The sequence below is a fragment of the Xanthomarina sp. genome (genome assembly GCF_035306705.1).
In the GTDB taxonomy this organism is placed as follows: Bacteria; Bacteroidota; Bacteroidia; order Flavobacteriales; family Flavobacteriaceae; genus Xanthomarina.
This window is the reverse complement of sequence record NZ_DATGNO010000074.1, coordinates 76,231-85,553: the sequence shown is the minus strand read 5'-3', so window position 1 is coordinate 85,553 and position 9,323 is coordinate 76,231. Positions and strand designations below refer to the sequence as shown.

The following is a 9,323-nucleotide window of genomic DNA, read 5'->3' as shown; positions in this document are numbered from 1 at the left end:
TCAGAAGTAACGGATAGCTCAGATGCTTGTAACATAACAATCACGCGCACTTGGACTTTTACGGATCCTTGTAATAATACATCTTCTGTATCTCAAACGATTACAGTAAGTGACACGACGGCTCCTGTAGTAACAAACGATCTATCTGATATTACAGTAAATTGTGATGTTATTCCAGAAGTACCAACCTTAGTTTTTGATGATTGTTCAAATGATATAACCATCACATATTTTGACGAAGACAATTCCTTTGATGGAACAAATAATGACTACGAAATTATATGGACCTGGGAGTTTAGCGATACTTGTGGTAACATAGGTACAGCGTCACAAATTGTTTATGTAACTATGACCGACACTGTTCATTTAGAAAATGACAGTAGATGTTCTGAAGATGGTATCATTGATTTATTCGATTACTATAATGGTTCGGATACAAGTGGAACCTGGATAGTTGTTTCGGGTAATGCGACTCTAGATGGTCAGTACTTTGATCCATTATCTGTAGAACTCGGAGACTATGTGTTTAGTTACACAATAGCAAACAATGGATGTTTAACTACTACAGAAGTAACCATAAATATAAACGACGATTGTATTGTTTTAGATTGTGGTTCAGAAGCTGTTGTAATTTCAAAAGCAGTAACTCCAAACGGTGACCAATGGAACGAATACTTTGAAGTAACTGGTGTAGAGTCTTGTGGATTTGTTATGGATGTTAAAATATTCAACCGTTGGGGAGCTATGATTTACGAGTCAGGCAACTATCAAAACAATTGGAATGGTGCAGTATCTAAAGGCTCAATTGGGAATGCAGATAAAGTACCTAACGGAACATACTATTATATTCTAACTTTAAAAAATAGTGGATTAAAACCTTTCACAGGCTATATCTACGTAGGAACCAAATAAAAACTATAACCTATGAAATCTATTAAACATTATATAGTTACACTGGCAATATTGAGTAGTACGGTTGGAATTGCCCAACAATTACCACAATTCACCCAATATATGTATAACACCATTTCTATAAATCCGGCCTATGCTGGAAGTCGGGAAACTTTAAGTATCGTTGGCTTGCACAGAAGTCAATGGGTTGGTTTCGATGGTGGTCCAGTAACTCAAACCTTATCGATAAACACACCTTTAAGAAATGAGAATATTGGTTTGGGACTATCTTTTATTAACGACAAACTTGGAGATGAACGTTTTTCTTATCTATATGGAGATTTTTCATATACCATTCAAACTGGTGAAAACACAAAGCTTGCATTTGGTTTAAAAGGAGGTTTTACTGGTTATAGTTTAGATAGAAGCGCTGCAGATCCTAGCGGACAAGACCCAAATATTTATGGTATTGAAGACCGTTGGAGTCCAAACATTGGAGCTGGTGTATATTGGCATTCCCAAATGTGGTATTTAGGACTTTCTGCCCCAAGAATTCTGAATACAGATTATACGAAAGGTAAAAACAATCAAGATATTGCTGCTTTGGAACGTGTTAGCTATTATTTTACTGGGGGTTATGTATTTACACTTAGTGAAAACACCAAATTAAAACCTGCCTTTTTAGTGAAGGCAACCAATGGAGCTCCAATATCCTTTGACCTAACAGCAAACTTCTTATTCTACGAAAAGCTTTGGCTTGGAGGAGGGTATAGAATTGACGAAAACACCTCTGCCCTTGCCGGCTTAGTGGATTTCCAGGTTTCAAAAGAGTTCCGAATTGGCTATGCTTACGAATACCCATTGTCAGACCTAAACAGCTATACTGGGGGAACACATGAGATTTTAGTCATGTTCGAATTGTTTAAACCTAAAAGAATTAAATCACCTAGATACTTCTAAAAATATTTCAGTATGAAAACAAGAGTCATATTCACATTAATCGCATTAACGAGTGCTTTCATTTTTTCTCAAGAGAAAGTGGCCGACAAGTTTTTTGACAACTATGCCTATTTAAAAGCTGCTGAGTTATATAAAGAAGCAGTAGACAAAGGAAAAGATAGCAAACATGTACTTACTAGATTGGGAGATTGTTATTACAACAATTCCGATTCTGAACAAGCTGCAGTTTGGTATGGAAAAGCACTTGAAAAATATTCAGATGTTGAGCCAGAATATATCTATAAATACATTCAAACACAACGTAGTTTAAAAAACTATGAAGTTGCCGATACTTGGTTGGAAACATTTAAAGCCAAGCAAAACAATGATAGTAGAGCTAAAAAAGGAAATGAAAACAATTTGCATTTATATGAGAAATTGGCTTCAACTAAAGGAACTCTAGTAAATGTGAACAACCTTCCTATAAACTCCAACTACTCGGATTATGGCGCATTTATTCACGAAAACACCATATATTTTGCTTCATCCAGAAATACAGATAATAAAATCTATAAATGGAACAACGAGCCTTATTTGGACCTTTATCAAGGAACTATTTCAACTGCGGATGGAAATCAAGAAATTTCAGATGTTAAAAGGATAGTTTTTGAGGGTGTTCACAGAAACGATATGCATACGGCAGACGCTGTTTTAACCAACGATGGCAATACCATGTATTTTTCCAGAATGAATGTTGGAAAAAGAAATAGAGCCAAAATGGATAAAGAAGGAACTGTTCAGTTAAAAATTTATAAAGCCACTTTAGTAGATAGCACGTGGTCTAACATTACAGAATTACCTTTTAACAACGATTCATATTCTACGTATCATCCTGCGTTAAGCCCAAATAATGAAACCTTGTTTTTTACCTCAGATCGCGAAGGTGGATATGGACAAACAGATTTATATAAAGTAGCCATTAACAGCAATGGAACTTATGGAGACGTGGAAAATTTAGGTCCAAAAATTAACACGGAAGGACGCGAAGGATTTCCGTTTGTAGCCAAAGACAGTACACTTTACTTTTCTTCGAATGGATTTTTAAATCTTGGTTTATTGGATATTTTTAAATCGGATTACATTAAAGATGAAAATGCCGAAGCTATAAACCTAGGCGCACCATATAACAGTGGTTACGACGATTTTGCTTTCTTTATAGATTCTGACACCAATGAAGGGTTCTTTTCTTCTAACAGACATGATGGAAAAGGTAGCGATGATATCTATCAATTTAACATTTTTGAGTGTAAACAAAAAGTAGAAGGAATTGCCAGAAACAGCAAAACTTTAGAACCTCTTGCACTAACAAATGTTCAACTTATAGATGAATCTGGTAAAATTGTTGGAGAAGTTACTACAGATGAACTAGGACAATATGCCTACGACCTTGATTGTGATAAGGCATACAAAATACTTGGAAGCAAACCAGATTATAAGGATGCTTTAATTTCCTTGGAAACAACCAATGAACAAGATAAAATACACAATGGCGATTTATTTTTAATCCCATTAATTAACTATAATGAAATTGTAATTAACCCTATTTTCTTCAATTTCGATAAATGGGACATTAGAGCAGATGCTGCCTACGAGCTAGAAAACATTGTATCTGTAATGAGAGAACATCCAAATATGGTTATTAAAATCGAATCGCATACAGACAGTCGTGGATCTGATAGTTACAACATGAAACTTTCGGACAGAAGAGCAAAATCCACAAGAGATTATCTATACTCTAGAAACATTTCCCAAGAAAGAATTGAAAGTGCTATTGGTTATGGAGAAAGTCAATTGGTTAACAAGTGTTCTAATGACGTAAAATGTACAGAAGAACAACATCAAGAAAATAGACGCTCTAAATTTATTATCATTTCTGACACTGAAGAATAATCTAAAGCTATTAAAATAATGGAGTACGAACGTATTCTGTTATTTTAAGATTATTAGGTAATAAGTTGGAATATTTTTAATATTTATAGCTTACATATTAGACCTTCCTAAAATAATCTTATTACCTTAAAGCCACTCTCTCTGAGTGGCTTTTAAATTTTTAGTTCTTCCTATATCCATGTACGGACAAGTCGCGACCTGTCCGAACTACGATAAAAACAAAAAAAACCACTCTCCTATTCCTTCAGTCAAGAAGTTCTAGTACAAGTGGTTTTCTAATTGCTATTAATTAGATTTAGGGAATCTATTAATTAAATAAAAAAATATAGCTTACATATTAATTTTCACTATTCAATGCGTTTATTTTTTAACAAATATATTTGTATAATACCATTTACCTTCACTATTCTTTTCTGCAGAAATATCGAAATTTGTAAAGTCTCCTTCTATAATTTCTTTATGTCCCGGACTATTTAACCATCCGTTTACCACAGATTCTGCCTTGGTATATCCATAAGCCACATTTTCTGAGACTTTATTGGCACCAGCATAGTTTATGAGATAGCTTTTACGTTGAAAAAAGTTATCATGGGAGACATTGTCCTTTTCAATCATATAATCTGTGTGATTGTATGCTTGCGATTTGATTGCCTCCATGCTATTAAGAGCATTTAACCCCAAGCTCAATCGGTAATCGTTAATAAGATCAAGAATCTCAATTTCAATAATTTTTGTTTCTGGAACTACAAGGTTGGTGTCAGCATTGCTTGCTGTTTCGTCTAGGCTATCTGTCGAGCAGGAAAAAGATAGCATGACTATTAATACCATTACTGGTAGAAAAGTAGGCATTTTCATAAGTAGGTAATTTAGATTTGGTTTAGCTAATATAAATTCCTAAATAAGAAAAACTGTTAATTATATGTTAAAATCGTTAAACTACACGCTTTTCAACGTCATTTTATACTTTTAATCGATGAAATGCATTTTAATTTATCTAAATCATGTATTTGAGCGATGAAATCATGGAGATAATCGATTTTTTATCCAATTGTATTCAGAATTCAAAGTATATCTTATTCTGTCATGCAATCTATTGGGTCTTCCCTGCCAAAATTCCATTTCAATAGGTTCAACAATAAGGCCTCCCCAAAAATCTGGTCTTGGAATTTCTTTACCCTCATATTCCTTTTCTAAAGCTGCCAATTCTTTTTCTAGTACATCCCTACTCGCCACAATTTCACTTTGGTTAGATACTAGGGCACCCAATTGACTGCCTCTCGGTCTAGACTCAAAATATCCATCGCTTAGGTTATCTGCAATCTTCTTTGCTTTTCCTTTAATTATTACCTGTCTTTCTGCGCCATGCCAAAAAAAGGAGATACAAACATTGGGATTGTTTACAATCGCTTGCCCTTTTTCACTGTTGTAGTTAGTGAAAAAAATAAATCCTTCGTAGGTATATTTCTTAAGCAATACAACCCTTCCTTTAGGATAGCCATCCAATCCAATAGTTGAAAGTGTCATGGCATTTGTTTCTGTTTCTGGAAAAAACTTATCCACTTCAAAAAACCATTTTTGGAATAATTCCATGGGATTTTCTGGTGTATCCTTTAGTAATAACTCGTTTTTTTCGTAGGATCTTCTATAATTTCCTAAATCTGCATCCATTGTTCTTCTTTGTTAGCCCTTTCTTACGTAAATACTTTTTTAAACAAACAATTATCTTTAAATTTAGCCTTTGTTCGCCCCAATGAAATTTGAAAACAGTAAATATTTTAAACTCCTTAGTAGCTCAAAAGTAGAGTTTTCTTTTGGCAACTTTTTCTTTTTGGATAAATTTATTATCTCAGAACTTAATGAAGGTATTCATTTTAACTGGGATAAAATTGAATTGGTTATTTCTGCAATTGCCGATCATTATGGAGACAATTTCAAAGTCGCCTTTCTTTCCAACAAAGTTAATTCTTATTCTATAGAACCCCAATTGTGGTTAGATTTTTATAAAGAATACAACTTTATTATAGCTAGTGCCCTTGTTACTTATAATGAGTTTGGTTTTAAAAATGCCACTATGGAAAAACATTTTTCCAAGACTAGTGTTAAACGCTGTACAACTTTAAATGAAGGTGTTGAGTGGATATTAGGTTTAGAAGAATTGAATTAGAACTCAAACTCCTTACCATCCTGTGCTAATTCTACTTGGTCAAAAATGGTTTGAGCCTCTAACTTAAAATCATTCATATCGTCATATCTCGTAGAAAAATGTCCTAATATTAAAGTACCCACTTCAGCTTGTTTAGCTATACTAGCAGCTTGTTTGGCGGTACTGTGTTTTGTTGGAACCGCTAATTCTTTGTTTTTTTCTAAGAATGTGGATTCGTGATACAAGACCGTCGCTCCTTTAATGATATCTATAATGTTTTCGTTATAAGCCGTATCGCTACAAAAGGCATAGCTTTTAGGCTCAATGGGATCGCTTGTTACTGTTTCGTTTTTAATTAATTTCCCTTGATTATTTACCACATCAAAACCTTGTTTAACCTTATTGTAATATACCTTATCAATATCTGCATTTAAGGCTGCATTTAAATCAAGTTTTCTTGGTCCTGGTTTTTCCTTAAAAAGAAATCCGTTTGTATAAATTCTATGATCTAAAGGAATGGTGTGGACTTCAACTTTGTCATCTTCAAAAATCAGTTCAGATTCTTTTGAGGTCAATTCATGAAAAATAAGTTGGTAATTGGTCCAGGAACTAGCTAGTTTCATTTGAAGTGTAACCACTTCCTTTAAGCCTTTTGGGGAGTAAATATGTAATTCGGTTTCTCTGGTTAATAATCTGAAGGTGGAGATAAGTCCGATTAATCCAAAATAATGGTCGCCATGTAAATGTGAAATAAAAATGTGTTTAATCCGGTTAAACTTCACTTTATTTCTACGTAATTCCACTTGGGTCCCTTCACCACAATCTATTAAAAATATGTGATTATTAATTTCCAATACCTGAGAAGTAGGATTGGAATTAACACGAGGAGTTGCGCTATGACAACCTAAGATGGTGAGCTTCATTTTGATGTATGTTGTTTAGTCGTTTATTGTTTAATTGTTAACAGCTTAACAACAAAACAGTTTAACGTCTTTAGAACCCGAGGTCGCGTTCTATTTCTTCCATTTCAATAACATCATAAGCTTCTTGCATGGTTGGAACTACAACAATTTCGTCTGGCATATCGTCCAGATTTACTTTATCTGAAACAATAACAAACGAGTGTTTGGATTTTCTATGGGTATTGGAGATTTGTAAAAACTCGCTAATCTCCTGTAAGACAAGAGGTTTTAAACTTGTTAGAGACACAATAATATTATCATTTTCATAACGTTTATAAACCACATCTAGTTTTTTCACCAATTCGATAACAGATGTTTTTTGCTGAGTAATGGTGGTAATATTACCTTCCTTATCTATAATCATAGTTATATAGTTTTATTGTTTAATCTTTGAAGCTAATAAATAAATCACAGCCATCCTAACAGCTACACCATTTTGGACTTGGTCTAAAATAATGGCTTGTTTGGAATCTGCCACATCACTGGTTATTTCCACGCCACGATTTATTGGTCCTGGATGCATGATGGTAATTTCTTTATCTAAAGAATTCAACAAGGCTTTATTAACTCCAAATTGCTGGGTATATTCTCTGGTAGAAGGGAAATAACTAATATCCATACGTTCGTTTTGTACGCGAAGCATGTTTGCCACATCGCACCAATTTAATGCTTTACGCAGATTGGTTTCAACTAGTACCCCTAGTTTGTCTATGTGTTTTGGAAGCAAGGTTCTAGGTCCACAAACCATGACATTTGCGCCTTGAAGCTTCAATGCATAAATGTTTGAAAGTGCCACACGACTGTGTAAAATGTCGCCAACAATAACCACATTTTTTCCTTTTACTTCTCCTAGACGCTCTCTAATGGAATAAGAGTCCAACAAGGCTTGCGTAGGATGCTCATGGGCTCCATCTCCAGCATTTATGATGCTTGCTCCAACATGTTGAGATAAAAAAACACTGGCTCCAGGATTTGGATGGCGCATAACCACCATATCCACTTTCATGGAAAGGATGTTATTTACTGTATCTATTAGGGTTTCTCCTTTTGCTACTGAAGATTGCGATGCTGAAAAATTAATGACATCTGCTGACAGTCTTTTTTCGGCCAGTTCAAAAGACAATTTAGTTCTGGTGGAGTTTTCAAAAAACAAATTAGCAATGGTAATATCTCTAAGTGAAGGTACTTTTTTAATAGGTCTGTTAATCACTTCTTTAAAATGATCGGCAGTTTCAAAAATAAGCTCGATATCTCTTTTGCTAAGATATTTTATTCCTAATAAGTGGTTGACACTTAATTCACTCATTTTATTATTATTTATTATCTGTTTCTATTATTTATTATCACTTTAAAACACATTGTTCCTCTAAAGCAATAAGCACATCTATTCCACTTGATTTAGTTTAAACTCAAGTTCACTACAAGTTCCATCTTCCTTTTTAAAACAGAGATACACTATGGCGTCTTGTAAAAAATTAAATTTCTGCAACATAGGTTTCATAAACTTAAATAGTTCTTCAGCATTTCTTCCAAAGGCAATAAGTCGGCCATCGGCATCATCTATATTTACTTCGTGACCATCATATCTACCTATTTCTTCTGGGATATTTTCATACATCATCATATCTACTTGACGGATTTCGTTCAAACCTCGAAATGGTCCGAAAGAAATAATCACTTCATCACTATTTTCAGATATTTTCTTATCAACTAAAAACAATTCTTCACTAGTCATCTTTATTCCCAATTAAATAAACGGCATCTTCTCCATCATTTTCAATCCAATTCACTTTTACCCTTTCATTATTTATGGCATCTACTTGTCTGCCTCTATAATCTGGTTGAATAGGTAAATGCCTGCTAAAACGTCTGTCAATTAAGGTTAAAAGCTCGATTTCCTGAGGTCTTCCAAAAGATTGAATGGCAGTTAATGCGGAACGAATACTTCTTCCTGTATATAATACGTCGTCTATAAAAACAATGTTTTTATCTTCGACTATAAAGTTAATTTCTGTGGTATTGGCTTCTAAAGGTTTTTCTCCTCTTCGAAAATCATCTCTAAAAAATGTGATGTCCAGAAGACCTAGTTGCACATTTTTAATGTTGTAATCTTCTTTTAATATTTTGGTTAATCGTTCTGCCAGATATTTACCTCTTGGCTGAATCCCGATTAAAACAGTGTTTGCGAAGTCCTTATGTTTTTCAATTAATTGACAAGCCAGTCTATGAAGAATGATGTTTACCTCTATGGTATTAAGTAACACTTTTTGACTCATATAATCTCAACTTAATTGATGAACAAAGGTAATGCAAAATATTAGAAATAGAAACACAAAAGAACATTCTTGAATCTTATATGAATCCCTGCATCCATGAGAATGACTTATTGGAATAAAAAAAGCCTTCAAAATAAATTGAAGGCTTTAGTTTTATATAAT

General features: G+C 33.8%; 11 protein-coding genes. 4 read left to right on the top strand and 7 right to left on the bottom strand.

All coding sequences use genetic code 11. From position 1 onward, the window contains the following. From VKY47_RS06460 to VKY47_RS06450, 3 genes are all read left to right on the top strand, one after another. Positions 1 to 912, top strand: a 912-nt coding sequence (locus VKY47_RS06460; RefSeq protein WP_324311368.1) for a T9SS type B sorting domain-containing protein, incomplete at its 5' end; no start/stop codon positions are given. 12 nt (positions 913 to 924) lie between these two features. Next, positions 925 to 1,851: a PorP/SprF family type IX secretion system membrane protein gene (locus tag VKY47_RS06455; RefSeq protein ID WP_324311366.1), complete on the top strand. Its 927-nt coding sequence runs from the start codon at positions 925 to 927 to the stop codon at positions 1,849 to 1,851. Positions 1,852 to 1,863: 12 nt separating this feature from the next. Continuing rightward, positions 1,864 to 3,780, top strand: coding sequence for an OmpA family protein (locus VKY47_RS06450; protein ID WP_324311364.1), 1,917 nt, complete (start codon positions 1,864 to 1,866; stop codon positions 3,778 to 3,780). Between the two features lie 360 nt (positions 3,781 to 4,140). Here VKY47_RS06450 and VKY47_RS06445 read toward each other — a convergent pair whose 3' ends face one another. Further along, a complete protein-coding gene (locus VKY47_RS06445; protein ID WP_324311362.1) occupies positions 4,141 to 4,635 on the bottom strand; it encodes a CAP domain-containing protein in 495 nt (164 codons plus the stop codon). Positions 4,636 to 4,800: 165 nt separating this feature from the next. Then, positions 4,801 to 5,448 (bottom strand): pyridoxamine 5'-phosphate oxidase, encoded by a 648-nt coding sequence (pdxH, locus tag VKY47_RS06440; protein ID WP_324311360.1) that lies wholly within the window; start codon positions 5,446 to 5,448, stop codon positions 4,801 to 4,803. Between the two features lie 82 nt (positions 5,449 to 5,530). Here pdxH and VKY47_RS06435 point away from each other — a divergent pair, with 82 nt between their 5' ends. After that, positions 5,531 to 5,944: a hypothetical protein gene (locus tag VKY47_RS06435; protein WP_324311358.1), complete on the top strand. Its 414-nt coding sequence runs from the start codon at positions 5,531 to 5,533 to the stop codon at positions 5,942 to 5,944. On the opposite strand, the gene VKY47_RS06430 is transcribed toward VKY47_RS06435, so the two are convergent. From VKY47_RS06430 to pyrR, 5 genes are all read right to left on the bottom strand, one after another. Beyond that, complete coding sequence (locus VKY47_RS06430) at positions 5,941 to 6,846, bottom strand: ribonuclease Z (protein ID WP_324311356.1); 906 nt, start codon at positions 6,844 to 6,846, stop codon at positions 5,941 to 5,943. The two genes, VKY47_RS06435 and VKY47_RS06430, sit on opposite strands and share 4 nt — an antisense overlap. A 70-nt stretch (positions 6,847 to 6,916) precedes the next feature. After that, complete coding sequence (locus VKY47_RS06425) at positions 6,917 to 7,249, bottom strand: ribonuclease Z (protein WP_324311354.1); 333 nt, start codon at positions 7,247 to 7,249, stop codon at positions 6,917 to 6,919. 12 nt (positions 7,250 to 7,261) lie between these two features. Further along, positions 7,262 to 8,191, bottom strand: a complete 930-nt coding sequence (locus tag VKY47_RS06420; RefSeq protein ID WP_324311352.1) for an aspartate carbamoyltransferase catalytic subunit — start codon at positions 8,189 to 8,191, stop codon at positions 7,262 to 7,264. Between the two features lie 78 nt (positions 8,192 to 8,269). Continuing rightward, a complete protein-coding gene (locus tag VKY47_RS06415) occupies positions 8,270 to 8,620 on the bottom strand; it encodes a hypothetical protein (protein WP_324311351.1) in 351 nt (116 codons plus the stop codon). Beyond that, the gene (gene pyrR, locus VKY47_RS06410) at positions 8,613 to 9,161 is read right to left on the bottom strand and encodes a bifunctional pyr operon transcriptional regulator/uracil phosphoribosyltransferase PyrR (protein ID WP_324311349.1); all 549 of its coding nucleotides are present in this window, start codon (positions 9,159 to 9,161) and stop codon (positions 8,613 to 8,615) included. The genes VKY47_RS06415 and pyrR overlap by 8 nt, the downstream gene beginning before the upstream one ends. Positions 9,162 to 9,323: the final 162 nt, after the last annotated feature.

Bases quoted from the DNA above. Each gene is read 5' to 3' on its own strand.
- VKY47_RS06455 (WP_324311366.1), top strand. From the start codon at position 925: ATGAAATCTATTAAACATTATATAGTTACACTGGCAATATTGAGTAGT.
- VKY47_RS06450 (WP_324311364.1), top strand. From the start codon at position 1,864: ATGAAAACAAGAGTCATATTCACATTAATCGCATTAACGAGTGCTTTC.
- VKY47_RS06445 (WP_324311362.1), bottom strand. From the start codon at position 4,635: ATGAAAATGCCTACTTTTCTACCAGTAATGGTATTAATAGTCATGCTA.
- pdxH (WP_324311360.1), bottom strand. From the start codon at position 5,448: ATGGATGCAGATTTAGGAAATTATAGAAGATCCTACGAAAAAAACGAG.
- VKY47_RS06435 (WP_324311358.1), top strand. From the start codon at position 5,531: ATGAAATTTGAAAACAGTAAATATTTTAAACTCCTTAGTAGCTCAAAA.
- VKY47_RS06430 (WP_324311356.1), bottom strand. From the start codon at position 6,846: ATGAAGCTCACCATCTTAGGTTGTCATAGCGCAACTCCTCGTGTTAAT.
- VKY47_RS06425 (WP_324311354.1), bottom strand. From the start codon at position 7,249: ATGATTATAGATAAGGAAGGTAATATTACCACCATTACTCAGCAAAAA.
- VKY47_RS06420 (WP_324311352.1), bottom strand. From the start codon at position 8,191: ATGAGTGAATTAAGTGTCAACCACTTATTAGGAATAAAATATCTTAGC.
- VKY47_RS06415 (WP_324311351.1), bottom strand. From the start codon at position 8,620: ATGACTAGTGAAGAATTGTTTTTAGTTGATAAGAAAATATCTGAAAAT.
- pyrR (WP_324311349.1), bottom strand. From the start codon at position 9,161: ATGAGTCAAAAAGTGTTACTTAATACCATAGAGGTAAACATCATTCTT.